Raw genomic sequence first — 23,220 nt, 5'->3', positions numbered from 1 at the left:
GGTCAGTGCTTGCGGTGCCAGCGGGGCGAGGTGGCGCGCTCTCCCCAGGGGGTCATGCAGGGCAGCAGGGCCCCCTCGATGACGCCCTCATGGCTCGCCAGCGCCAGGGCAATCTTCTCGTGGAGCAGGCGCAGCAGGTTCTTCTCCTGGCCCGCCAGGGAGTAGCCCGCGGCGAAATACTCCTGCTGATGTTGCAGCGCCAGCTTCTGGGCAAACTCATAGGTATTGAAACTGTCCGGCATGCGCGCGATCACGTCATCCAGCCGGGCCAGCAGGCTATGCAATTCCCTGGTCATGTGCGGTTCTCCCTCCGAGTTGGTGCCCCACAATTACCCCTTATTGGATAGAAGACCAATCCGGATGCCTCAAAAATGGGAGCCCGGACACAGTTCCGGACAACGCTGCCCACTGGCAGCCACCCTCTGCCCTCACCCGGTTTACAAGTCGGCAACGAATCGCTAGATTTGGACCGACTAATCAGTCGGTCACTTTTCGTGCGGAGCATGCCATGGACACCACCGTCACCCCCGCCTCACCGGACAAGTTCTCCCTCCCCGAGCAACTGCATCGGCTCAGGCAGGCCACCCAGGCCACCCCCATGCCGGATCTGGCGTCCCGCCGTGCCAGACTTGATGCCCTCAAGCAGGGGCTGCTGCGCCACAAGCAGGCACTGTGTCAGGCCCTGGCCCGGGACTACGGCCAGCGCAGCGATTACGACAGCCTGATCGCCGATGTGCTCCCTTGCGTCATGCAGATCAACTACACCCAGAAACGGCTCAAGGGGTGGATGAAACCGGAGCGCCGTCATTCCGGCCTGCTGCTGGCCCCCGCCAGGGTCGAGGTGCACTATCAGCCCCTCGGCGTGGTCGGCATCATGGTGCCCTGGAATTTCCCGGTGATGCTGAGCCTCGGGCCCCTCATCGGCGCCCTCGCCGCCGGCAACCGCGCCATGATCAAGCTCTCCGAGTTCACCCCTCACACCAACGCCGTGCTGCGCACCCTGCTCGATGAGGCCCTCGGCAATGACGAGGTGGTGGTCATCGAGGGGGATGCTGGGATCGCGGCCGCCTTCAGCGCCCTCCCCTTCGACCATCTCATCTTCACCGGCTCCACGGCGGTGGGTCGGCTGGTGATGGCCGCGGCCGCCCCCCAGCTCACCCCCCTCACCCTGGAGCTCGGCGGCAAGAGCCCCTGTCTCATCGCTCCCGACATGCCCCTGGCACTGGCGGTGGAGCGGATGATCTTCGGCAAGAGCCTCAACGCCGGCCAGATCTGCGTGGCCCCCGACTACGTGCTGCTGCCGAGGGGGCAGGAGCAGGCCTTCATCGAGGCCTATCAGGCCCATTTTCGCCGCCTCTACCCCAAAGGGCTCGAGAGCCCGGATTATGGCGCCATCATCAACGCCCCCCAGTACGAGCGGCTCACCGCCTGGCTGGAGGAGGCGAGGCAGGCCGGTGCCCAGATCCACCCCTGCGTCACGCCCGCCCGGGATGACGCCACCCGCAAACTGGTGCCCCACCTGCTGACCGAGGTACCCGGCCACTGCCAGGTGATGCAGCAGGAGATCTTCGGCCCCCTGCTGCCCCTGGTGCCCTATGACGACATCGAGGAGGCCCTGGCCTATGTGGCGGCCCGGCCCCGCCCCCTGGCGCTCTATCTGATGAGCCTGGACGAGACGCTGCAGCGCCGCCTCATCCGGGAGACCCACGCCGGGGGCATGGCCATCAACGAGAGTCTGTTCCAGGTGGCGGCGGACGATGCCCCCTTCGGCGGCATCGGTCCCTCCGGCATGGGCCACTATCACGGCCGCGAGGGGTTTCTCACCTTCTCCAAGGCGAAAACCGTGCTGCGTCGCGGGCGCTTCAGCACAGGCTCCCTCATTCACCCCCCCTATCGGCGCTGGTACCAGCGGCTGATGATGGCCCTGTTCCTGCGCTAGGAGGCGAGATGCGAGAGACCATGACCGACAAACGCCGCCAGATCCTGGATGCCGCCCTGGCCCTGTGCGCGGAGGATGGCCTGCAGGGCGCCGCCACCGCCCGCATCGCCAAGGCGGCCGGGGTGGCCAATGGCACCCTGTTTCATCATTTTCCCAGCAAGGAGGTGCTGATCCAGAGCCTCTACCAGGACATCAAGCTGCGCCTTGGCGCCGCCATCACCGAGGCCGATGCCGCCCTGCCGCTCCAGGAGCAGGCCCGCCACTACTGGCACCAGGCCATGGGCTGGATGCAGGCCCACCCCCGTGAGCTCAGGTTCGTGCTGGGCTTTTTCCACTCCCCCCTGCTGGCCCGCCCCCTGCGCAGCCAGATCCTGGCGGAGACCCTGCATTTTCTGCCGAGCCTGCTCGCCCGGGGCCAGGCCAGCGGCGAGCTGATGTCGGCCCCGCCGGCCCTGATGCTGGAGGTGTGCCAGGGCCAGTTTCTGGCCTGCGCCTCCCTCTTTGTCGATCAGCCTGAACTGGGGGAAGACCCCCACTGGCAGGAGAGCGCCTTCGCCCTCTTCTGGTCCGCCATCAGCGGAGGTTCTCATGCGCCCTGACGCCCTGCTTGCCACCGGCAGGCGCCTCTGGATTGGCAGCCTGCTCTGGATCATCGGCCGCACCCTGTGCCGCGCCGCCCGGGTCGACGAGGCGGTGCGCCGCGAGCTTGCCCCCCTGCCGGATGGCCTCACCATCAGGCTGGAGGTAAACGGCATGACCCGGGGGCTGAGTCTCTACAAGTTCGCGGGGCGCTGGCACTGCGGTGAGGAGGCTGGCAGGGCGCATTCGACCTGTGCCCATGACGGCCCCCACCCCCTGCGGGTGCGCTTCAAGCACCCCGCCGTCGCCTTTCGCGCCCTCAGCTTTCGCCTCGGCATCAACCAGGCCTTTTGCGAAAACCGGCTGCTGGTGGAGGGGGATCTCGACGCGGCCATGCACCTGGTGCGGGCGCTTGAGCAGTTGCAGAGCCTGATCCTGCCCGCCTTCATCGCGCGGCCCCTGCTTCGCCACTACCCGGACCCGCATCGCAAGCTCGCGCGGGCCTGCCACATCTATCTGGGTCTGCTGACCGCTTGAACACGAGGAGAACGGGATGAGCCGTTATTACGATTTTTTCTGCCCGGTCAAGCTGATGGCGGGGGAGCAGGCACTGGAACAGTTGCCGGATGCCCTGAGGGGATTGGGAGCTGGCCGCCCCTTGCTTCTCACCGACAAGGGGGTCAGCGGCAGTGGGCTCGCCACCCTGCTGGCCGATGTGATGGCCGAAGGGGCCTTGCCGGTCGCCGCCATCTGGGACGAGATCCCTGCAGACTCCTCCACCGCCGTGGTGGAGCGGATCGCCCGCCACTACCGGGAGCTGGGCTGTGACAGCCTGCTGGCCCTTGGCGGCGGCTCCGTCATCGACACCGCCAAGGCGGTGAACATACTGGCGACCCTGGGGGGCGAGCGGCTGCTCGACTATGCCGGAGCGGATTGCCTGACCCGTCCCCTCAACCCCCTGGCGGTGGTCCCCACCACGGCGGGGACCGGCTCCGAAGTGACCCTGGTGGCAGTGATCAAGGATGAAGGGAGCGGGCGCAAGGTGCCCTTCACCTCCCCCTTCCTGCTGCCCCGGCTGGCGGTGCTGGATCCCCGCTTCACCCTGGGGCTGCCGCTGCCCATCACCGCCGCCACCGCCATGGATGCCATGACCCACGCCATCGAGGCCTTCATCGGCAACGGCAAGAACCCGGTCAGTGACGCCCTGGCCCTGATGGCGGTGGAGAAGATTGCCACCGCCCTGCCCAGGGTGCTGGCCCACCCGACAGACAAGGGTCTGCGGCTGCAACTGGCGGAGGGCTCCACCCTGGCGGGCATGGCGTTTTCCAACTCCATGGTGGGGCTGGTGCACGCCCTTGGCCACAGTCTGGGGGCGCGCTGCCACCTGCCCCATGGCCTCTGCATGAACCTCTTCCTGCCCACCGTGCTCGACTACAACCGGCCCGGCATCGACCCCGAGCTCGCCCGCCTGCTGCTGCCCCTGGTGGGGCCGGAGCGCTTTGCCGCGACCCCGGCCGAGGGGAGACCCCAGGCCACCATCGAGGCGTTGCAGACACTGCGCGATACCCTGTGGCAGACGGTCAAGCTGCCCCGCACCCTGCGGGAGGCGGGTCTCACCGACAAGGCGCTGCTGCCCGGGATCCGGGATCTCGCCATCAACGACGGCGCCCTGCTCTACAACCGCAAGGATGCAGACAGGGAACAGTTGCTGGTCCTGCTGGAGCGGGCCTGGGAGTAGCAGGCCCCTTGCCCGTCAGGCATCGGGGGTGAAGACCCCGGTGGAGAGGTAGCGATCCCCCCGATCGCAGATGATCGCCACCACCACCCCCTGCCCGATCTCTGCCGCCACCCGCAAGGCCCCGGCCACGGCGCCACCCGAGCTGACGCCGCAGCAGATGCCCTCTTCCCGCGCCAGGCGGCGCATCATGACGAGGGACTCTTCCAGTGTCACATCCAGCACCCCATCGACCCGCGCAGGCTCGAAGATGGCGGGCCGGTAGGCCTCGGGCCAGCGGCGAATGCCGGGGATCTGGCTCCCCTCGGCCGGTTGCAGGCCGATCACCGCCACCGCCGGGTTCTGCTCCTTGAGGTAGCGGGAGACCCCCATGATGGTGCCCGTGGTGCCCATGGCCGAGACGAAGTGAGTGACAGCCCCGCCGCTCTGGCGCCAGATCTCGGGGCCGGTGGAGCGGTAGTGGGCATCCGGGTTGGCGGGGTTGTTGAACTGATCGAGCACCAGCCCCTCCCCCCGCGCCTGCATGGCCAGGGCGAGGTCTCGCGCCGCTTCCATGCCCTCTTCCACCAGCACCAGCTCGGCGCCGTAGGCCTGCATGGCGTCGCGCCGCTCCTGGCTCATGTTGCTCGGCATGATGAGTCGCATCCGGTAACCCCGGGACGCCGCCACCATGGCCAGCGCGATGCCGGTATTGCCGGAGGTGGCCTCGATGAGCCGGGCTCCTGGCGCTAAGTGACCACTCGCCTCTGCCTGCCTGATGAGGTTCAGCGCCGCCCTGTCCTTGACAGAGCCGGCGGGGTTGTTGCCCTCCAGCTTCACCAGCAGGGTGACGCCGGGGTGCGGATTGATGCGGCGCAGCGCCAGCAACGGGGTGTTGCCTATCAGCTCGTCCAGGGTGGCGAAGGCCATGACGGATCCATCCTCTCTCAATGTTCTATACCTTGCCTTGCGACCATTCGCAGGCCGGCCAGTGTAAGCGAGCCCGCCATGGGCGCAAAGAATGGCGTTGGCAAACCCTGTCCGCCATGTTCTGATCTTCCCATTCACCCAGAGAGGACTCCCGATGAGCGACATCCTTCACCAGGCCGATCAGCAGCAGTTTGTCTGCACCGTGGACGGCAAGCTCTCCCGCCTTGCCTATCGCCGGCTGGACGCCACCACGGTGGACGCCTACAGCACCCAGGTTCCCCCCGAGCTGCGCGGACAGGGGATTGCCGACAAGCTGGCCCGCCGCTTCTACGACTGGACCCTCTCTGAGGGGCTCACCATAGTGCCGAGCTGCAGCTACATCGACGTCTGGTTGCGCCGCAATGCCGGTTGAAGCCGGGCCGCTGCGGGAGGCGCACCTGCGAGCCTGCACCGAGGCCCTGCTGCGAGCTGATCACCCGCGCATGGATTGCCTCCGGGCTGCGCGGGAGCTGGCGCTGCCCGACTGGGCCCTGGGGGCGGGGTTTGTGCGCAACCTCATCTGGGATCACCTCCATCACAAGGCCGAACCCACCCCGCTCAACGACATCGATCTTATCTATCTGGACAGCGCTGATCCGACTGGATTGAAGGAGGCCGATCACGAAGCCTGGCTCGCCGCCAGGATGCCGGGCCAGTTGTGGGAGGTGCGCAACCAGGCCCGCATGCATCTGCGCCAGCAGGTGCCTCCTTTTGCCAGCTCGCTCTCGGCCCTCAGCCACTGGGTGGAAATACCCACCTGCATCGGGGTCCGCCTGTTGGCAGATGATGCGTTCGAGTGGCTGGCCCCCTACGGCTTTGCCCCCAACTGGTCCCTGGTGGTGAGCCCCAATCCGCGCTGTCGCCAGGAGAGCCGTATCTTTAGCGAACGGGTCAGGGCCAAGGAGTGGCAACGCATCTGGCCTGACCTTGTGGTGAACTGGCCATGAGCGGATTGCAAAGGGCCGACGACCTTGGGCACACTAAGAAAAAGATGTTTGTAACTCAATGGGTTAAATAATGCGCGACTTCTTCTCTCTCGAGCGCTGGCTGCCGGGGCTCGCCGCCTTGCTGCAATACCAGCGGGCCTGGCTGATGCCGGATCTTCGCGCTGGCCTCTCGGTCGCGGCCGTGGCCCTGCCCGTGGCCATCGCCTATTCGGAGCTCGCCGGGGTAGGCGCCATCGTCGGCCTCTACTCCTGCATCCTGCCCATGGTGGTGTATGCCCTCTTTGGCACCTCCCGTCAGCTCATCGTCGGTCCGGATGCCGCCACCTGCGCGGTGATCGCCGCCGTGGTAACGCCGCTCGCCGCCGGGGATCCCACCCGTCACTGGCAACTGGTGATGACCATGACCGCCATGACCGGCTTCTGGTGCCTCATCGCTAGCCGCTTCAAGCTGGGGGTGCTGGCAGACTTTCTCTCCCGCCCCATCCTGATGGGGCTGCTCAACGGGGTGGCCATCACCATCATGGTGGGCCAGCTCTCCAAGATCTTCGGTTTCACCTTCAGCGAGCGCTACCTGATAGAGCGGATCCTGAACGGCACCAGCTACATTACCCAGACCCATCTGCCCACCCTGGCCATGAGCCTGACCGCTCTGCTCACCCTGCTGCTGGCCAAGCGCTACAGACCGGCCTGGCCCTCCTCCATGGTGGCCATGGTGGTGACGGCGGCCCTGGTGTGGCTGTTCAATCTCGGCCGCGTCGACATCGCCACCCTGGGGACCATCGGCTCGGGGCTGCCCGCCTTCCAGATGCCGGACTTTCCCCCCGGGCTTATCCGTGAGCTGGTGCTGCCCGCCCTCAACCTCGCCATGGTGAGCTTCGTCTCCATGATGCTCACCGCCCGCAGCTTCGCCGCCAAGAACGGCTACGAGATTGATGCGGACAAGGAGTTTAGGGCGCTGGGCATGGCGAACCTGGCGGCGGCCGCCTCCCAGGGGTTTGCCATCAGCGGGGCGGATTCGCGCACCGCGGTGAACGACGCCAACGGCGGCAAGAGCCAGTTGGTATCCATCATCGCCGCCGCCGTCATCGCCCTGGTCACCTTCTACCTGACGGCGCCGCTGCAATACATCCCCACCGCCGCCCTCGGGGTGGTGCTGGTGATGGCCTCCCTGTCGCTCACGGATTTTCGCGGCCTCTGGGCTCTGCGCGACTCGGACCGCGCCGCCTTCTGGCTCGCCCTGGTGACCTTTGTCAGCGTGCTCACCATGGGGGTCATTCCGGGCATCACCCTCGCGGTCCTGCTGGGGCTGTTCCAGTTCCTACGCAACGTGATGCGCCCCACCGACCAGCTGCTCGGCATGGACGACGAAGGGGTCGTACGCACCCTGGGAGACAACGAGCAGGCCAAGGCCATTCCCGGCATCCTGGTCTATCGCTTCAACTCGCCGCTCACCTACTTCAACGCCCCCTACTTCAAACGGCGGGTACTGGCGCTGCTGGTGCAGGATCCCCACAGCCCCAAATGCCTGGTGGTGGATGCGGTGGCCTGCTTCACCCATCAGGACATCAGCGTGATGAGCATGCTGGGGGAGCTGCACAAGGATCTGAAACGGCGCGGCATCCACATGGTGATGGCCGGTCGCCACGGCCAGATGAGCCTGTGGCTCAAGCAGGCCGGGATCCGGGTCGGCGAGGATGGCATCATCCTCTGCCCCGACATGTATCAGGCCCTGCGCATGACCCGCTGCTACCGGGAACCGGTGTTCCGGGACGACGAGGGGGTGGAGAGCACCACGGATGCCCTGCTCACCCGCTGGCCGCACGATGACGACCTGCCCGACTCGGCGCGCCTCACCCGCCCCAGCGAGCAGGAGGCCGGCGCCACGCCGGTCTGAGACACATCCCCTGGTCGCAGGTCCCCTCCTCCTGCGGCCAGGATTGCACCCCGCCCCCGCTTGGTGTTAAATGCCCCTCCAGTTGGCCCTGACGAGGGCCATCGCCAGCACCTGGATATCCCATGCAGACTCAATCCCACGCGGGCCCGGGCTCCCTCTTCGCCCTGACCTGGCCACTGTTCATCGATCTGGCCCTTCACTTTCTGACCGGGGCCCTCAACACCTTCATGGTGGGCCACGTCTCCTATCAGGGGGTGGCGGCCCTCGCGGTGGGCAACCAGGTCTTCGATCTCGCCATCACCCTGTTCAGCTTCGTCAGCATCGGCACCAGCGTGGTGATCACCCAGTATCTGGGGGCGGGAGACAAGGAAAAAGCCCGCGTCGTCATCCACACCGCCATCGGTTTCAACCTGCTGGTGGGACTGGTGGCCGCGGTCGGCGTCATCGCCGGGGCCAGTACCATGCTGGCGCTGATGAACCTGCCCGCCAACCTGATGAGCGATGCCACCCTCTACCTGCAGATCATCGGCCTGTGCCTGCTGCCGGAAGCGGCGGCGCTCTGCCTGGCCGCCACCCTGCGCGCTCACGGCCACACCCGTCAGGCGATGTACGTGACCCTCATCGTCAACCTCATCACCTTCGTCGGCAACCTGCTGCTGCTCTATGGCTGGTTCGGCCTGCCCCAGCTCGGGGTCGCCGGGGTCGCCATCAGCACGGTGGCCGGGCGCATCGTCGGGGTGGTGCTGCTGGTGTGGCTGGTGGCACGCAAGACCGGCATCCGGCTGCGTCTGCCCGAGATCGTCCGCCCAAGCCGCGCCATGCTGGACAAGGTACTGCACATCGGTCTGCCGGCGGCGGGGGAGAACCTCTCCTGGATGCTGCAGTTCATGGTGGTGACCGCCTTCGTCGGCCTGCTCGGCGACAAGGCGCTGGCGACCCAGTCCTACTTCTTCCAGATCTGCCTGTTCATCCTGCTGTTCGGCCTCTCCATCGGCCTTGGCAACGAGATCATCATCGGCCACCTGGCGGGAGCCCGACGCTTCGATCAAGCCTATCGCCAACTGATGAAGAGCCTGAAACTCGGCCTCATCGTCACCGCCGTCATCGCCATCGCCGCCGCCCTCAACGGCCGCGCCATCATCAGCCTGTTCACCGACGACGCCGACATCATCACCCAGGTGGCGCAGCTCTTCCTCATCAGCCTCATCCTCGAACCCGGTCGCACCTTCAATCTGGTGGTGATCAACGCCCTGCGCGCCACCGGGGATGCCCGTTTCCCGCTCTACATGGCGCTCGTCTCCATGTGGGGCATTGCCGTTCCCCTGGCCTATTTCCTTGGTATCATGCAGGGCTATGGCCTGGTAGGCATCTGGCTGGCCCTCGCCTGCGACGAGTGGGTGCGCGGTCTGGCCATGTTCTGGCGCTGGCGCAGTCGTCGCTGGCAAAACAAAATTCTTGTCGAAACATAAGCGGAATCACCATGAAGAAAATCGGACTCTTGTTGACGGCCATCCTGCTCAGCCCGCTCGCCATGGCGCAAACCGCCCCGGCGACCCCCAAGGCGCAGGCTCCCCAGACCTGGTATGTGGCCCCCATCGTCATCGACGAGACCAGCGAAGCCCAGAAGGCCCTGACCAAGGAGTTCACGGCCCAGATGATCAAGACCATCAAGATCAACGAGTACCAGACCGGCAAGGCGGTGGGCAAGACCAAATCGCCCAAGTGGCTGATCCGCACCAAGCTGATGCCCGCAAGCCAAGAGCCCCTGGTCGGCAAGAAGCACCCGCAGGGCCTCACCTACGGCAAGGGCATCCCCACCCAGGAGATCGTCGGAGAGCTCATCATGAACGGCACCCTGGTGGCCCACATCGGCCAGGGCTGGCGCGAGCCCATCGTCCCGGGCACACCGGTGGCGGAGAAGATCTCCATCGCCAACTACCAGTACGCCATCGGCAACGAGGCCAAGGCGCCGGATCTGGAAGAGCTGGCGGCGCAGATCGGTTTCGAGGCAGGCAAGGTGATTGCCAGAGACGGCAAGCCCCTGCCCGAGAAGAAAAAGAAAAAAGAGTAAACGGCTCACCCGTTTCCAGTCAGGGGCCTCGCGCCCCTTTCTGTTGCCCGCCCCGTTGCAGACCCCCTCTCCCGAATGTGAAGCGGATCCCGCTTCTTTCCTCTGCTGCCCCTGGGTCAGCAGGCAATCATCTTGTAATTCAAACAGTTAAAAATCGCCCTTCCCATGCAGCAAATCCGTGGCCCCGAATTGGATCGGGATCACGTTTCTCCCCGGCAGTAAGGGGTACTTTGGTCTTGCAGGCACAATCAAACGACAACAAGGAGGCTTCATTACATGTTTCCGGAGTACAGAGATCTCATCTCGAAACTGAAGAGCAGTGATGTCCATTTCCAGAAGAAGTTTGACTTGCACAACGACCTGGATGCGGAGATCAGAAAGCTGGAGAAACACCACGCCAGCGACTACAGCTCCGAGGTGAAGGATCTGAAAAAACAGAAACTTAAACTGAAAGAGGAGATATACGACATCCTCAAACAACATCCACACTAGACGCCTCGACGAATACCTGGATAAGCAACTTATCCTGCCAGCCCGGCCCGACGCCGGGCTTTTTGTTGGCCGCCCCAAGGCGCGGCAACGGCCACTTCCCTTGGCACCGGAAAACGAAGCGGGCCAATGGCCCGCTTTGTCTTACCTGTTTCATCCCATGATCACACCGGCGGATGGAAATGGCTGGCCTCGCGGGTGGCCATCTCCTCGTAGGTGGCCCACTTCTGCCACGCCACTTGTTGCGCCACCTGCATCAGCCGCTCGGCCTCCTGTGGATGGCTCTGGGCCAGCACCCTATAACGGGTCTCCTGCTGCCGATATTCGGCAAGGGGGATGGAGGGGCGCAGGCTGTCGAGGCTGAAGGGGTTCTGCCCGGCGCTGCGCAGTACCGGGTTGTAGCGCATCAGCGGCCAGTGGCCCGAATCGACCGCACGCTTCTGTTGGGCCAATCCCTGCTCCATGTCGATGCCGTGGGCGATGCAGTGGCTGTAGGCGATGATCAGCGACGGGCCCGGATAGGCTTCGGCCTCACGCAACGCCTGTAGCGCCTGCTGCGGGTTGGCACCAAAGGCGATGCGGGCCACATAGACGTTGCCGTAGGAGATGGCCTGCAACGCCACATCCTTCTTGGCCAGCGTCTTGCCTCCCGCCGCGAACTTGGCGACTGCACCGAGCGGGGTCGATTTCGACATCTGGCCGCCGGTGTTGGAGTAGACCTCGGTATCCATCACCAGCACGTTCACATCACGCCCGGAGGCGAGCACATGATCGAGCCCCGATGAGCCGATGTCATAGGCCCAGCCATCGCCGCCCACTATCCAGACCGAACGGCGCACCAGCTGATCAATCAAGGAGAGCAGCTCGCGAGCCTTGCCGGACTTCACCTCTTCCAGCCGCTCCCGCACTTGCGCCACTCGGCCCCGCTGGGCGCGGATCTCCGACTCCAGCCGCTGGGGGGCGCTGATCAGCGACTCGACCAACGCTTCCCCGATCTCCCCCTTCATCGCCTGCAAGGCTGCCACTGCCTGACCGTGGTGCTGATCGGCGGTGAGGCGAAAACCAAAGCCGAACTCGGCGTTGTCCTCAAACAATGAGTTCGACCAGGCCGGCCCCTTCCCTTCACCGTTTTTGGCCCAGGGGGTAGTCGGCAGGTTGCCGCCGTAGATGGAGGAGCAACCGGTGGCGTTGGCCACCAGCATGCGATCACCAAACAGCTGGGTCAGCAGCTTGAGATAGGGGGTCTCGCCACAGCCGGCGCAGGCGCCGGAGAACTCGAACAGGGGTTCGAGGAACTGGGTGCCGCGCACGGTGGAGAAATCCACCCGCTCGCGAGCAGGCCAGGGCAGACTCTCGAACCAGCGCAGGGCCTGCTTCTGACCAGCCAGATGGGGCGTTTTGTCCATCATGGTGATGGCGCGCTCGCCTTCATGGCTCTCATCCGCCCCGACCCGCACCGGACAGGCCTGCACGCACTGGCCACAACCGGTGCAATCCTCCGGATAGAGTTGCAATGTGTAGCGGCTGTCGGGGAAGCCCTTGGCGGTGACGGGCACCGACTGCGCCGCCTCGGGGGCGCTCGCCAGCCAGTCCTGATGGTAGAACTTGGCCCGCAGCGCCCCATGGGGGCAAACAAAGACGCAGTTGCCGCACTGGATGCAGATATCGGAGTGCCAAATCGGGATCTCGCGGGCGATATCCCGCTTCTCGAAGCGGCTGGTGGCGGTGGGGTAAGTGCCATCCACCGGCAGCATGGAGACGGGGATGCGATCGCCGCGCCCCGCCAGCATCTCGCCAGTGACCCGCTGGACAAACTCGCTGCCACCCGGTGCCAGCGGCAGCGGGTAATCGCTGATCTGCTCATCACCGGCCGGGATGGCCACCTGATGGAGATGAGCCAGAGTGTCGTCCACCGCCGCGAAGTTGCGCTCAACCACTTCGGGCCCCTTGCGGGCATAGCTTTTCTCGATGCTCTCCTTGATCAGCGCAATCGCCTCATCCCGCGGCAAGATGCCAGCCAACGCGAAGAAGCAGGTCTGCATGATGGTGTTGATGCGATTGCCCATGCCGTTACGCTCGGCCACCCGATCGCCATCGATGCAGTAGAGGCGGATATCGAGGGCGCGGATGCGGGCGCGCAGCCGCTCGGGCAGCTCGGCCCAGACCCGCTCAGGCTCATAGGGAGCATTGAGCAGCAGGGTCGCCCCTTCTGCGGCATGCTCCAGCAGATCGACCGACAGGGCGAAGCCCCACTGGTGGCAACCGATAAAGCTCGCCTGCTCGATAAGCCAGGGGGCGTCGATGGGCTCGGGGCCAAAGCGCAGGTGGGAGACGGTACGCGAACCCGACTTCTTGGAGTCGTATACGAAGTAGCCCTGGGCGTGGAAGCCCTCCAGCTCGCCGATGATCTTGATGCTGTTCTTGTTGGCGCCCACCGTGCCGTCGGCGCCAAGACCGAAGAAGAGCGCGCGCACCCGGCTGGCAGGTTCCAGATCGCCGATGGGGTGCCAAGCCAGACTGAGGCCCGACACGTCATCGACAATCCCCACCGTAAAGCGCGGGCGCGGCGCGTCGGATGCCAGCTCCTCGAACACCGCCGCGCACATGGCAGGGGTGAACTCTTTGGAAGAGAGGCCATAGCGGCCACCACTGAGCCACGGCAGCCGCTTGATAAGGCCGCGCTGCAAGCCGTCGATGAGGGCGCTCTGCACATCCAGCAGCAGCGGCTCGCCGCCTGCCCCCGGCTCCTTGGTACGATCCAGCACCGCCATGCGCCGCACGCTCTGCGGTAGCGCGTCGAGCAGCGCCTGCACCGGGAAGGGACGATAGAGGCGAATGACCAGCACCCCGGTCTTGCGATCCTGCTGGTTGAGCCAATCCACCGTCGTGCGGGCGGTGGCCGCCCCCGAGCCCATCAGCACGATGACATCGGTGGCATCGGGCGCGCCGTGATACTCCACCAGCCGGTAGTGGCGGCCGGTCAGCTCGCCGAGGCTCTCCATGCACTGCTGCACCCGCGCCGGTACCGCCTCGTAGAAGGGGTTGACGCTCTCGCGGGACTGGAAATAGGTATCCGGGTTCTGGGCGGTGCCGCGCATCACCGGATGATCCGGGTTGAGGGCCCGCGAACGGTGGGCACGCACCCAGTCGTTGTCGATAAGCGCCCGAATTTCATCTTTGTGCAGGGCGACTATCTTGTTCACCTCGTGGGAGGTGCGAAAACCGTCGAAGAAGTGGATAAAGGGCACCCGGCATTGCAGGGTGACGCTGTGGGCGACCAGGGCCAGGTCCTGCGCCTCCTGCACCGAGCCGGAGGCAAGCATGGCAAAACCGGTGCTGCGCGCCGCCATCACGTCCTGATGGTCGCCAAAAATCGACAGCCCCTGCGCCGCGAGCGATCTGGCCGCCACATGGAACACCGCCGAGGTGAGCTCGCCGGCGATCTTGTACATGTTGGGCAGCATCAGCATCAGCCCCTGGCTGGCGGTGAAGGTGGTGGCGAGCGCCCCCGCCTGCAGGGCGCCGTGCACCGTGCCGGCCGCTCCCCCTTCGCTCTGCATCTCTACCACTGTGGGGATGTTGCCCCACAGGTTGGTCTGCCCTTCTGCCGCCCAGGCGTCAGCCAGTTCGGCCATGGTCGAGCTCGGGGTGATGGGGTAGATGGCACACACTTCGCTCAGCTGGTACGCCACCCGGGCCGCGGCTTCGTTGCCGTCAACCATGATCAGTTCATGTTTCATTGGTACTCCTCCGGTTGGCGCAGCAGGATGGCGTGGCAGGGGCACTGGTCATGGCAGGCACCGCAGCCGGTGCAACGCTCGGCATCCACCTGATACCCCAGACCCGGCCCCAGCTTGGCGATGGCCTGCTCGGGACAGCTGCCATAGCAGCCGTCGCACTCGAAGCAGTTGCCGCAGGAGTAGCAGCGCGCAGCCTCGTAGCGGGCGGCCACCTCATCCAGCCCACCGATGATCTCGCCAAAGTCATCCCGCGCCGAGGGAGGTTTGACCGGCTGACTGCTGGCCGGGGCGTGGGTCTGGAACCAGAGTTGCAACTGCTCGGGCCCTACCAGCGGCTTCCCTGCCTGCAAATGGGAGAGCGGCTTGTGGTAGAGGCGACCGCGCAGCCAGGCATCCATATGGCGCGCCGCCTTCTTGCCGTGGCCGGTGGCGATGGTGACGGTGCGCTCGGAGGGCACCATGTCGCCGCCTGCAAAGAGACCCGGCACGTCCGTCATCAGGTTATCGCCAACCTGTACCACTCCCTCCTTGTTGACCCGCACGTCGGGGATGCTCTCCAGCACAGAGAGGTCGACCTCCTGACCCAGCGCCAGAATGAGGGAGTCTGCTTCGAGGGTTTCAAACTTGCCGGTGGGCACCGGCTTGCCCTCTGCATCCAGCGCCATCACCTCCACCTCGATATTGGTGCTGTCGAGCTGGCGGATGGTGCGCAGCCAGTTGATCTTGATCCCCTCCTCCTCGGCCTCATCGGCTTCAAAAGCGTGAGCCGGCATATGGTCCCGGTCGCGGCGGTAGATGATCATCGCCTCTTCCACACCGAGGCGGCGGGCGGTGCGAGCCGCGTCCATGGCGGTATTGCCACCGCCGTAGATGGCCACCCGCCGCCCCAGTTTGGGCGGTGGTAGTCCTTTCTCTTCGGCCAGACTCGCCTGTTCTAGGAAGCTCACCGCATCGAGGATCTTGCCCGCCTCCCGGGCCGGAATATCGACCCGCTTGGCCAGATGGGCGCCGATGGCCATGAAGACGGCGTCAAAGCCCCCCTCGTCGCGCTCGCACAGCACGTCCTCCACCTTGTGGTTGAGGGTCAGGGTCACCCCGGCCGCCAGGATCCGGGCCACCTCCCGATCCAGCACATCGCGAGGCAGGCGGTAGGCGGGAATGCCGAAGCGCAGCATGCCGCCCGCCAGCGGCCCCGCTTCGCGGATCTCCACCTGATGGCCGAGCCGATTGAGGTGCCAGGCGCAGGAGAGGCCGGAGGGACCGGCACCGATCACCAGCACCTTCTTGCCGCTGGCGGGTGCGGGGGGCGCAGGCTGCCAGCCACGGGCCAGCGCCTCGTCGCCGAGGAAACGCTCGATGGCGTGGATGGAGACGGCATCATCCACCTGGGCACGGTTGCAGACGCTTTCGCAGGGGTGATAACAGACCCGCCCGTGGACCGCAGGCAGGGGATTTTCTTCGATGAGGCGCTGCCAGGCCGCCTCAAAGCGGCCCGCTTCGGCCAGGGCAAGCCAGGCCTGGATGTTCTCGCCAGCCGGGCAGGCATGGTTGCAAGGTGGCAGGGCCGGCCGCCAGACGGGCAGCCGGGTACGGACCGGGCCTGTTCCCGTTTTCTGGGAGAGATCCGGCTGTGGGGTCATATCCAGTTGTTTGCTCATACATTGCTTTCTTCTTTTGTGTGACAGGCCCCATCCGAATGCGCTTGATACCGTGTTGCCTGGGCAGACGGTGGCCGGAGAGGGAAGAAGCGAAAGCGTCAGAAACTGGAAGCTGGCTCGATGATGGGCCGTTTTTTGTACGACATGGTGGATCAGGATCAATAAATGTTGCGCTTTATGGGTCGCCCCCTTCACAACCGGATCCCCGTCACACCCCGCAGCCATTCGGGCCTGTCGCCCGAGCCCCCTCGCCGCCCTCGACGTGGGCAGCAGGAGAAGATTGCCGCCCGGGACAGGAATCGTTATCTTCCCCTCTTCACAGGAATCGCCACAGCACAAGGACCAGGACATGCCGACCCTCGCCAGCATACATCTCTACCCCATCAAATCGACGGCAGGCATGCCGCTGGAGCGCGCCCAGGTGACCCAGGAGGGACTTGCCGGGGATCGCCGCTACATGGTGGTCAAACCGGATGGCACCTTTATCACCGCCCGCACCCATCCCCAGTTGCAGCAGGTGGTGGCCACCCCTGTCGAGGGGGGGCTGCAACTGCGCTATCCAGGTCTTCCCCCCCTTGCCCTCATGGAGGCGGCGTTCAGTCGCGCCCCTCAGCACACCGGTGTCTGGGGGGATCGCTTTACCGCCCTGCACACCGGGCCCGACGCCGATGAGTGGCTGAGCCGGGTGGCGAGGGAGCCGGTGCGCCTGCTCTGGCTCGGGGAGGCATCCGATCGTTTTCGGGAGAAGACCGGCACCCGGGTGAGCTTTGCGGACGGCTACCCCTTGCTGCTCATCAGCCAGGCTTCCCTTGAGGATCTCAACCTGAGATCCGATGCCTTGCACCAGATGAGCCAGTTTCGTACCAACCTGGTGGCGAGCGGCACCCGCCCCTTCGAAGAGGATGGCTGGAAGCGGATCCGCATCGGCGAGGTGGAGTTTCGGGTGGACAAGCCGTGCAGCCGCTGCATCATGACCACGGTGGAGGCAGGCACGGAGCGCTTCAATGCCCTGAAAGAGCCGCTGGCCACCCTCACCCGCTACCGCCGTGGCGAAGATGGTGAGGTCTACTTCGGCCAGAATCTGGTGGCCCTGAACGAGGGGTGGATTGAGGCGGGCAGCGAGATCGAGGTGCTGGAGCGGGCCCGGGCGCCGGTCTACCCCAACGCGGCCCCGAAAAAGCGGGAGCTGGTGTGCGTCGCCCGGGAACCCCTGGCCCGGGATCTGGAAACCTTCTGGTTCGAAGCCGCCGACGGCGAGCCCCTGCCCGACTACCTGCCTGGCCAGCACCTGCCCATCAGCCTCGATATCAAAAACACACGGGTTCAACGCCGCTACACCCTGAGCTCCACGCCGGAGCGGCCCGAACGTTACAGCATCAGCGTCAAGAAGCTGGCCGATGGCCGCCTCTCCCCCTGGCTGCACCATGAGCTGCGCGTGGGCGATCACCTGCTGGCCGCCCCCCCGGCCGGCGAGTTTCACCTAGGGTCCGAGCGCAGGCTGCTGCTGCTCTCGGCGGGATCCGGTGTCACCCCCATGCTCTCCATTGCCCGCACTCTGGCACTACGGGGGGAGCTCGGTGACGTCCACTTCATGCACCTGTGTCGCAGCGAGGCAGACATTCCTGCCGCCAGCGAGCTGCACGCCATGGCGCAGCAGGGAATGACCCTCACCCTGATCCTGAGCCAGCCTGACAAACACTGGCAGGGGCTCAGCGGCCGTCTGAATGACGATCACCTGGGCCGGATCCGGGGTTTGCAGGAGCGGGAGGTGTTCATCTGCGGCCCCCACGGCTTTATGGCCGATGCGGCGGCAAAAGTGGCAGCGCGCGGCGTACCGGCCGCACGCATTCGGCAGGAGAGCTTTGGCGGGGCCCTGCTCTCGGTGGCCCGCCCCCATCAGGCGGTGCAACTGCGTATCGGCGAGCGGGAGTTTGCGGGCAACAACCAGGGCACCGTGCTGGATCAGGCCAACAAGCAGGGGGTAGAGCTGCCCTGGAGCTGCCGTGCCGGCATCTGCGGCAGTTGCAAGCAGACCCTGGTCTCGGGCGAGGTGGATCACCCCGATGCCCCCGCCATCAGCGCCGCCGAGCGGGCCGAGGGCAAGATCCTCGCCTGCTGCGCCGTGCCCCTGACGGATCTGGTGATCAAATAGGGTGATCGGGGGGCAAAACCCCGTCCCCGGAATGCAAAACGGCTGCCCGAGGGCAGCCGTTTTCTTTAGATGACTGGCTATCAGCCACGCAGGGCGGCGATGCGCTGCTCGATGGGCGGGTGGCTCATGAACAGCTCGCTCATGGAGCGCTTGCCGTTGATGCCGAACGCCATCATGGAACCCTCCATCTGCGGCTCGGCACCGCGGGCGAGACGCTGGAGCGCGGCAATCATCTTGTCGCGGCCGGCCAGCTTGGCGGCACCGGCGTCGGCACGGAACTCGCGCTGACGGCTGAACCACATGACGATGATGGAGGCGAGCACGCCGAACACCATCTCCAGCACGAACACGGTGATCATGTAGGCGAAACCGCCGGTGCTGCTGCTCTCTTCCTCGTTGTTGGAGCTGAAGAAGTTGCTGATGACGCCGGCCACGATGCGGGCGAAGAACATCACGAAGGTGTTCACCACCCCCTGGATCAGGGTCAGGGTCACCATGTCGCCGTTGGCCACGTGGCTCACCTCGTGGGCCAGCACGGCTTCCGCCTCGTCGCGGCTCATGCTGTAGAGCAGACCGGAGGAGACGGCGACGAGGGAGTCGTCACGGCGGGCGCCGGTGGCAAAGGCGTTCATCTCGGGGGAGTCGTAGATCCCCACTTCCGGCATCTTGATGCCAGCCTCACGGGCCTGACGGGCAACAGTGCTCACCAGCCAGTGCTCGGTCTCGTTGCGGGGCTGCTCGATGACCTGGACGCCATAGCTGCGCTTGGCCATCCACTTGGACATCAGCAAGGAGATAAAGGAACCCCCAAAACCGAACACGGCGCAGAACACCAACAGACCGGAAATGCTGGACTTGTTGATCCCCAGAACCGAGAACAGGATATTGAGTACCACCCCCAGCACCAGCATGACGGCCAGGTTGGTCACCAGGAATAGCATAATTCGCTTCATATTGACTCCTTGTGAGATATGGATGCATGGTTCGGGGCGCCCCAGGGGCGACCGATGCCACACTTGCCCCAGATAATAGACAGACTCGATGAATGTTTGCTGAATGTCTGGCCTCAGAGCAAGGGCGACACATCGAGACAGTGGTGCAAATCCACCTCATTCACCGCGTCCACGAAGGGGAGCTCCCCCAGAAATGGGGCCGGCAACATGGCTTTCAAGGTGTCCAGGTTCTCCTCGTAGCGGCTCATGTGCGGATCCACCCGGTTGATGACCCAGCCCGCCAGGGTCAACCCCTGCTGGCGAATGGCGCTGACGGTGAGCAGGGCATGGTTGAGGCAGCCCAGCCTGGCCCCCACCACCAGGATCACCGGCAGCCGCTCCTGGGCGACCCACTCCGAGAGCAGACGCTGATGATCCAGCGGCAGGAACCAGCCCCCCGCCCCTTCGACAATGACGAGATCGGCTCCAGCTCCCTCAATCTCCCGCAAGCCGGCGGACAGCCCCTCGAAGGGGATGCTCGCCCCCCGCTCACGGGCGGCGATATGGGGGGCGATGGGCGGCTCGAAGGCATAGGGATTGACCTGCTCGTAGGGCAGCGCAACCGTGGCCGCCCGCTGCAACAGCAAGGCATCCAGATTGCGAAGCCCCTCCGGGGTGCGGGTGCAGCCCGCCGACACCGGTTTGTACCCGGCGCAGCGAATGCCTCTGGCGGCAAGCGCCAGCAACAGGGTGCGGGCCACCAGGGTTTTGCCCACGTCGGTGTCCGTGCCCGTGATGAAATAGGATGTCCCCATGATGATTCCTCGATGCAGTGCAGGGGCGCAGAGGCGCCCCGATATCCATGGTGAAAGGCAGGCGCGCGTCCTGCCGCTGAAGGGGTGGGTGCGCCGGGTCTTTTTGTGTCAGCGCCGCACCAGGCGCCCGAGGCAGACCTCGTAGCTGGCGGCCAGCAGGCCGTCCGGTTGACGGTGGCGCTCGTAGGCCTCCCCCAGTCGCACCAGGCGCTGGCGATGACCCAGGCCCGCAGACCGCTCGTCGTTGACCTGGCTCGCGCCTATCCCCTTGAGGTCGCGCAGCAGTCCGCTGAGCGCCGGGTAGGCGAGGGACCAGGTCAGCGGGCAGAGTGCCGGGGCCTCGAAGCCCCCGTCACGGGCCGCCTGCTGCAACTGAGGCAACGTCAGGAAGCGATTGACATGGTCACGACCATCCACGGCCCGCCAGGCCTCCCGCAGTTGCCACAGTGACCCCGAAAGCAGGGTCGAGAAGAAGACCTGTCCACCGGGTTTGAGCACCCGGTTGAGCTCGGCAAAGGCCTGGGCCGGCCGCTCGCACCACTGCAGGGCCAGGCTGGAGAAGACCCAGTCCAGGCTCTGGTCGGCAAAGGGCAGCCCCTCCGCATCGCCGCACACCAGGCGGGCTCCGCTGCCGCGAAGGGCCGCCTGGGCCAGCATGCCGGGAGCGAGATCCAGCCCGGTCAGCGTCTCGCAGCGCGGCGCCAGGGCAGGCAGGAAGAAACCGGTACCGCAGCCCAGATCCAGCCCGGCCCCTGAGCGCACCTCTTTCACGCCCCCCTCGTCCATGCGCGCCAGCAGCGACTGCCCCACCTCCTGCTGGAAGCGGGCGTGGGCGTCATAGTGGCGGGCCGCCGCCCCGAAGCGGCGGGCGAGCTGTGCCTTGTCCACCGACTGGAAACGCTCATGCACCATGGGCGCCCCCTCTCTCGTCGGTGGATGGGCGGGGTCCCAGGGCCTCGAGCAGGCGATCCACGTCATCTTCGCCATGGGCGGCGCACAGGGTGATGCGAAGGCGCGCCGTGCCGACCGGCACCGTGGGCGGGCGGATGGCGCCGGCCCAGACACCGCACTCCCGCAGCCGCTCGGCCAGTTGCAGGGCAGCGACGCTCTCCCCCACCAGCAGCGGCTGGATGGGGGTATCGCTTGCCCCAAGCCGCCAGCCTAGCGCCTGCGCCCCCTGCCGGAACCGGGCGACAAGGCGAGCCAGGTGGGCACGGGCCTCGTCGGCTACGCGTACCAGCTCGATGCTCTGGCGCACGGCGCACGCCTGGGCGGGGGGCATATGGGTGCTGTAGACATAGTGGCGGGCAAAATTGACCAGGTACTCCACCAGCTCGCGACTGCCACCCACAAAGGCGCCGGCCACCCCGAGCGCCTTGCCGAAGGTCCCCATCTGGATGTGCACGCTGGCAGGAGCAACCCCCTGGGCCGCCAGGGTGCCGCGCCCCTCGGCACCCAGCACGCCGAGGCCGTGGGCATCGTCAATCATCAGCCAGTTGCCGCTTCGGGATGCGAGTGTGGCCAGCTCAGCCCAGGGGGCCTGATCCCCGTCCATGCTGAAGACCCCTTCCGAGACGATCAGGCCCCGGTTTGGCTCAAGCAGCCGCTCAAGGGCCGCCATGTCGTTGTGGCAAAAGCGCTTCATCTTGCAGGGGAGCTGGCTCCCCATCTCCTGCAAGGAGGCGTGGTTGAGCCTGTCCTGCCACAGCAGGTGATCCTTGCCGAGCAGGGCCTTGAGCACCGCCTGATTGGCGGAGAAGCCGCAGTTGAACAGCAGCACCGCCTCCACGCCGAGCCAGTCGGCAAGCGTCTCTTCCAGCTGCTGGTGAGCGCGGCTGTAGCCGGTCACCAGGGGCGAGGCACCTGCCCCCGCGCCATATTGCGCCACCCCCGCCGTGAAGGCGGCCTTGATGGCGGGGTGACCGGCAAGGCCCAGGTAGTCGTTGCCAGAGACGTTGAGGTAATCGCGCCCCCCGACCCGGATCCGCCCGCCGCTCGCCACCTCCACCGGGGTGCGTCGGCGCAGCAGGGTGGCCTGTTCACGCTCGGCCAGCGCCTGCCCCAGGGCAAAGGGGCCGGTAACAACGGGCGTCATCATGGACGGAGGACATCAGCGCGGGAACGGGTGGCATCGTAGAAGAGTTCGCTCGGCTCGCTCTGGCGGTTCACCTCGGCCAGCAGCTCCTCCTCTTGAACCTGATCCGGCTTCTGGGCCCGCTGGGCGGGGCGAATGCCAAGGCGCTTGAAGAGATGCATGTCGCTGTTCTCGTCCGGATTGGGGGTGGTCAGCAGCTTGCAGCCGTAGAAGATGGAGTTGGCCCCGGCCATAAAGCACATGGCCTGCATCTGCTCGTTCATCTTCTCCCGCCCGGCGGAGAGGCGCACGTGGGAGGCCGGCATCATGATGCGCGCCACGGCGATGGTGCGGATAAATTCGAACGGGTCCAGGTTCTCCTGGTTCTCCAGGGGCGTCCCCTTCACCTTGACCAGCATGTTGATGGGCACGCTCTCCGGGTGGCGGGGCAGATTGGCGAGCGCCATCAGGAGGCCCGCCCGATCTTTCGCCTGCTCCCCCATGCCGACGATGCCGCCGGAGCAGACCTTCATGCCGGCGCCGCGCACATGCTCCAGGGTGTCGAGCCTGTCCTGATAGGTGCGGGTGGTGATGATGTCGCCGTAGAACTCCGGCGAGGTGTCGAGGTTGTGGTTGTAGTAATCGAGCCCCGCCGCCCCGAGACGCGCCGCCTGATCGGCGGTCAGCATCCCCAGCGTCATGCAGGTCTCCATGCCGAGCCCGCGCACCTCTTCAATCATGCGCAGGATGTAGGGCATGTCCTTCTCTTTCGGATTGCGCCAGGCCGCCCCCATGCAGAAACGGGACGAGCCGTTGGCCTTGGCCTCCCGGGCCCGCTCCAGCACTTTTTCCACCTCCATCAGCCGCTCGGTCTCGAGCCCGGTGTGGTAGCGAGCGCTCTGGGGACAATATTTGCAATCTTCCGGACAGGCCCCGGTCTTGATGGAGAGCAGGGTGCTCACCTGCACCTCGTTCGGGTCGAAATGGGCACGGTGCACCGTCTGGGCCTGGAACAGCAGATCGTTGAATGGCAGGGCAAAGAGATCCTGAACCTCGGACAGGGTCCAGTCGTGACGAAGGGCGTGGGCACCCGCGGTAAGAGCATTCATACATGGCTTCCGGTTGTTATTGGTGGGATCCTGCGCCGCGCTCAAGAGAGCGTTCGCCGCAAGACCCGCCAGCTGGACAGCGCGACGCCAGGGCGTGCGCGAAGCCAAGTGGCTGAAATTGTTGGCTAGTGTAGAGAG

At 65.7% G+C, this 23,220-nt stretch carries 20 protein-coding genes; 11 read left to right on the top strand and 9 right to left on the bottom strand.

Going from position 1 to position 23,220, the window contains the following annotated elements; translation table 11 throughout:
• Positions 1 to 2: 2 nt before the first annotated feature.
• Positions 3 to 296, bottom strand: coding sequence for a hypothetical protein (locus tag C2U37_RS15820; RefSeq protein ID WP_104452669.1), 294 nt, complete (start codon positions 294 to 296; stop codon positions 3 to 5).
• A gap of 212 nt (positions 297 to 508) precedes the next feature.
• Here C2U37_RS15820 and C2U37_RS15815 point away from each other — a divergent pair, with 212 nt between their 5' ends.
• From C2U37_RS15815 to C2U37_RS15800, 4 genes are read left to right on the top strand one after another with little or no spacing between them, the layout of a single operon-like run.
• Positions 509 to 1,939: a coniferyl aldehyde dehydrogenase gene (locus C2U37_RS15815; protein WP_104452668.1), complete on the top strand. Its 1,431-nt coding sequence runs from the start codon at positions 509 to 511 to the stop codon at positions 1,937 to 1,939.
• 8 nt (positions 1,940 to 1,947) lie between these two features.
• Positions 1,948 to 2,538 (top strand): TetR/AcrR family transcriptional regulator, encoded by a 591-nt coding sequence (locus C2U37_RS15810; protein WP_043155215.1) that lies wholly within the window; start codon positions 1,948 to 1,950, stop codon positions 2,536 to 2,538.
• Entirely contained in the window at positions 2,528 to 3,055 is a 528-nt protein-coding gene (locus C2U37_RS15805) for a hypothetical protein (protein WP_104452667.1), read from the top strand. Before C2U37_RS15810 ends, C2U37_RS15805 begins: the two co-directional genes overlap by 11 nt.
• Before the next feature lie 16 nt (positions 3,056 to 3,071).
• Positions 3,072 to 4,256 carry an iron-containing alcohol dehydrogenase gene (locus C2U37_RS15800; protein ID WP_104452666.1) on the top strand — a complete coding sequence of 395 codons (1,185 nt, stop codon included), beginning with the start codon at positions 3,072 to 3,074 and terminating at the stop codon, positions 4,254 to 4,256.
• Between the two features lie 15 nt (positions 4,257 to 4,271).
• Here the strand turns inward: C2U37_RS15800 and cysM are convergent, their stop codons facing one another.
• The gene (cysM, locus tag C2U37_RS15795) at positions 4,272 to 5,162 is read right to left on the bottom strand and encodes a cysteine synthase CysM (protein ID WP_104452665.1); all 891 of its coding nucleotides are present in this window, start codon (positions 5,160 to 5,162) and stop codon (positions 4,272 to 4,274) included.
• A gap of 154 nt (positions 5,163 to 5,316) precedes the next feature.
• Here cysM and C2U37_RS15790 point away from each other — a divergent pair, with 154 nt between their 5' ends.
• From C2U37_RS15790 to C2U37_RS15765, 6 genes are all read left to right on the top strand, one after another.
• Positions 5,317 to 5,574: a GNAT family N-acetyltransferase gene (locus C2U37_RS15790; RefSeq protein ID WP_041212700.1), complete on the top strand. Its 258-nt coding sequence runs from the start codon at positions 5,317 to 5,319 to the stop codon at positions 5,572 to 5,574.
• Entirely contained in the window at positions 5,564 to 6,148 is a 585-nt protein-coding gene (locus C2U37_RS15785; RefSeq protein ID WP_104452664.1) for a nucleotidyltransferase family protein, read from the top strand. The genes C2U37_RS15790 and C2U37_RS15785 overlap by 11 nt, the downstream gene beginning before the upstream one ends.
• A 70-nt stretch (positions 6,149 to 6,218) precedes the next feature.
• Positions 6,219 to 8,042, top strand: coding sequence for a SulP family inorganic anion transporter (locus C2U37_RS15780; protein ID WP_104452663.1), 1,824 nt, complete (start codon positions 6,219 to 6,221; stop codon positions 8,040 to 8,042).
• A gap of 122 nt (positions 8,043 to 8,164) precedes the next feature.
• Positions 8,165 to 9,511, top strand: coding sequence for an MATE family efflux transporter (locus C2U37_RS15775; RefSeq protein ID WP_104452662.1), 1,347 nt, complete (start codon positions 8,165 to 8,167; stop codon positions 9,509 to 9,511).
• 11 nt (positions 9,512 to 9,522) lie between these two features.
• The gene (locus C2U37_RS15770; RefSeq protein ID WP_039039859.1) at positions 9,523 to 10,113 is read left to right on the top strand and encodes a hypothetical protein; all 591 of its coding nucleotides are present in this window, start codon (positions 9,523 to 9,525) and stop codon (positions 10,111 to 10,113) included.
• 276 nt (positions 10,114 to 10,389) lie between these two features.
• On the top strand, positions 10,390 to 10,605 hold the full coding sequence (locus C2U37_RS15765; RefSeq protein ID WP_005313020.1) for a YdcH family protein: 216 nt from the start codon (positions 10,390 to 10,392) through the stop codon (positions 10,603 to 10,605).
• Positions 10,606 to 10,766: 161 nt separating this feature from the next.
• Here the strand turns inward: C2U37_RS15765 and nifJ are convergent, their stop codons facing one another.
• Positions 10,767 to 14,342 carry a pyruvate:ferredoxin (flavodoxin) oxidoreductase gene (gene nifJ / locus C2U37_RS15760; RefSeq protein ID WP_104452661.1) on the bottom strand — a complete coding sequence of 1,192 codons (3,576 nt, stop codon included), beginning with the start codon at positions 14,340 to 14,342 and terminating at the stop codon, positions 10,767 to 10,769.
• A complete protein-coding gene (locus tag C2U37_RS15755) occupies positions 14,339 to 16,000 on the bottom strand; it encodes an NAD(P)-binding protein (protein ID WP_104452660.1) in 1,662 nt (553 codons plus the stop codon). Before C2U37_RS15755 ends, nifJ begins: the two co-directional genes overlap by 4 nt.
• A 349-nt stretch (positions 16,001 to 16,349) precedes the next feature.
• Here C2U37_RS15755 and C2U37_RS15750 point away from each other — a divergent pair, with 349 nt between their 5' ends.
• The gene (locus C2U37_RS15750) at positions 16,350 to 18,152 is read left to right on the top strand and encodes a hybrid-cluster NAD(P)-dependent oxidoreductase (protein ID WP_104452659.1); all 1,803 of its coding nucleotides are present in this window, start codon (positions 16,350 to 16,352) and stop codon (positions 18,150 to 18,152) included.
• A gap of 80 nt (positions 18,153 to 18,232) precedes the next feature.
• On the opposite strand, the gene htpX is transcribed toward C2U37_RS15750, so the two are convergent.
• From htpX to bioB, 5 genes are all read right to left on the bottom strand, one after another.
• Entirely contained in the window at positions 18,233 to 19,105 is an 873-nt protein-coding gene (htpX, locus tag C2U37_RS15745) for a protease HtpX (RefSeq protein WP_010674070.1), read from the bottom strand.
• Positions 19,106 to 19,218: 113 nt separating this feature from the next.
• Complete coding sequence (gene bioD / locus C2U37_RS15740; protein WP_039039863.1) at positions 19,219 to 19,899, bottom strand: dethiobiotin synthase; 681 nt, start codon at positions 19,897 to 19,899, stop codon at positions 19,219 to 19,221.
• Between the two features lie 108 nt (positions 19,900 to 20,007).
• On the bottom strand, positions 20,008 to 20,811 hold the full coding sequence (gene bioC / locus C2U37_RS15735) for a malonyl-ACP O-methyltransferase BioC (protein ID WP_041212694.1): 804 nt from the start codon (positions 20,809 to 20,811) through the stop codon (positions 20,008 to 20,010).
• Entirely contained in the window at positions 20,801 to 21,997 is a 1,197-nt protein-coding gene (bioF, locus tag C2U37_RS15730; protein WP_104452658.1) for an 8-amino-7-oxononanoate synthase, read from the bottom strand. Before bioF ends, bioC begins: the two co-directional genes overlap by 11 nt.
• On the bottom strand, positions 21,994 to 23,082 hold the full coding sequence (gene bioB, locus C2U37_RS15725) for a biotin synthase BioB (RefSeq protein WP_104452657.1): 1,089 nt from the start codon (positions 23,080 to 23,082) through the stop codon (positions 21,994 to 21,996). The genes bioF and bioB overlap by 4 nt, the downstream gene beginning before the upstream one ends.
• Positions 23,083 to 23,220 lie beyond the last annotated feature (138 nt).

The sequence above is a fragment of the Aeromonas sp. ASNIH1 genome (assembly GCF_002934285.1).
GTDB lineage: Bacteria > Pseudomonadota > Gammaproteobacteria > Enterobacterales > Aeromonadaceae > Aeromonas > Aeromonas caviae.
Note: the sequence above shows the minus strand (reverse complement) of the source record. Positions and strands in the feature narration are given on the sequence as shown.

Excerpts from the sequence above, each read along its gene's own strand:
- nifJ (WP_104452661.1), bottom strand. The coding sequence starts at position 14,342 with ATGAAACATGAACTGATCATGGTTGACGGCAACGAAGCCGCGGCCCGG.
- htpX (WP_010674070.1), bottom strand. The coding sequence starts at position 19,105 with ATGAAGCGAATTATGCTATTCCTGGTGACCAACCTGGCCGTCATGCTG.
- bioB (WP_104452657.1), bottom strand. The coding sequence starts at position 23,082 with ATGAATGCTCTTACCGCGGGTGCCCACGCCCTTCGTCACGACTGGACC.
- C2U37_RS15750 (WP_104452659.1), top strand. The coding sequence starts at position 16,350 with ATGCCGACCCTCGCCAGCATACATCTCTACCCCATCAAATCGACGGCA.
- bioF (WP_104452658.1), bottom strand. The coding sequence starts at position 21,997 with ATGATGACGCCCGTTGTTACCGGCCCCTTTGCCCTGGGGCAGGCGCTG.
- C2U37_RS15765 (WP_005313020.1), top strand. The coding sequence starts at position 10,390 with ATGTTTCCGGAGTACAGAGATCTCATCTCGAAACTGAAGAGCAGTGAT.
- cysM (WP_104452665.1), bottom strand. The coding sequence starts at position 5,162 with ATGGCCTTCGCCACCCTGGACGAGCTGATAGGCAACACCCCGTTGCTG.
- C2U37_RS15780 (WP_104452663.1), top strand. The coding sequence starts at position 6,219 with ATGCGCGACTTCTTCTCTCTCGAGCGCTGGCTGCCGGGGCTCGCCGCC.
- bioD (WP_039039863.1), bottom strand. The coding sequence starts at position 19,899 with ATGGGGACATCCTATTTCATCACGGGCACGGACACCGACGTGGGCAAA.
- C2U37_RS15770 (WP_039039859.1), top strand. The coding sequence starts at position 9,523 with ATGAAGAAAATCGGACTCTTGTTGACGGCCATCCTGCTCAGCCCGCTC.
- C2U37_RS15810 (WP_043155215.1), top strand. The coding sequence starts at position 1,948 with ATGCGAGAGACCATGACCGACAAACGCCGCCAGATCCTGGATGCCGCC.
- C2U37_RS15755 (WP_104452660.1), bottom strand. The coding sequence starts at position 16,000 with ATGAGCAAACAACTGGATATGACCCCACAGCCGGATCTCTCCCAGAAA.
- C2U37_RS15785 (WP_104452664.1), top strand. The coding sequence starts at position 5,564 with ATGCCGGTTGAAGCCGGGCCGCTGCGGGAGGCGCACCTGCGAGCCTGC.
- C2U37_RS15815 (WP_104452668.1), top strand. The coding sequence starts at position 509 with ATGGACACCACCGTCACCCCCGCCTCACCGGACAAGTTCTCCCTCCCC.
- C2U37_RS15775 (WP_104452662.1), top strand. The coding sequence starts at position 8,165 with ATGCAGACTCAATCCCACGCGGGCCCGGGCTCCCTCTTCGCCCTGACC.
- C2U37_RS15790 (WP_041212700.1), top strand. The coding sequence starts at position 5,317 with ATGAGCGACATCCTTCACCAGGCCGATCAGCAGCAGTTTGTCTGCACC.
- bioC (WP_041212694.1), bottom strand. The coding sequence starts at position 20,811 with ATGGTGCATGAGCGTTTCCAGTCGGTGGACAAGGCACAGCTCGCCCGC.
- C2U37_RS15820 (WP_104452669.1), bottom strand. The coding sequence starts at position 296 with ATGACCAGGGAATTGCATAGCCTGCTGGCCCGGCTGGATGACGTGATC.
- C2U37_RS15800 (WP_104452666.1), top strand. The coding sequence starts at position 3,072 with ATGAGCCGTTATTACGATTTTTTCTGCCCGGTCAAGCTGATGGCGGGG.
- C2U37_RS15805 (WP_104452667.1), top strand. The coding sequence starts at position 2,528 with ATGCGCCCTGACGCCCTGCTTGCCACCGGCAGGCGCCTCTGGATTGGC.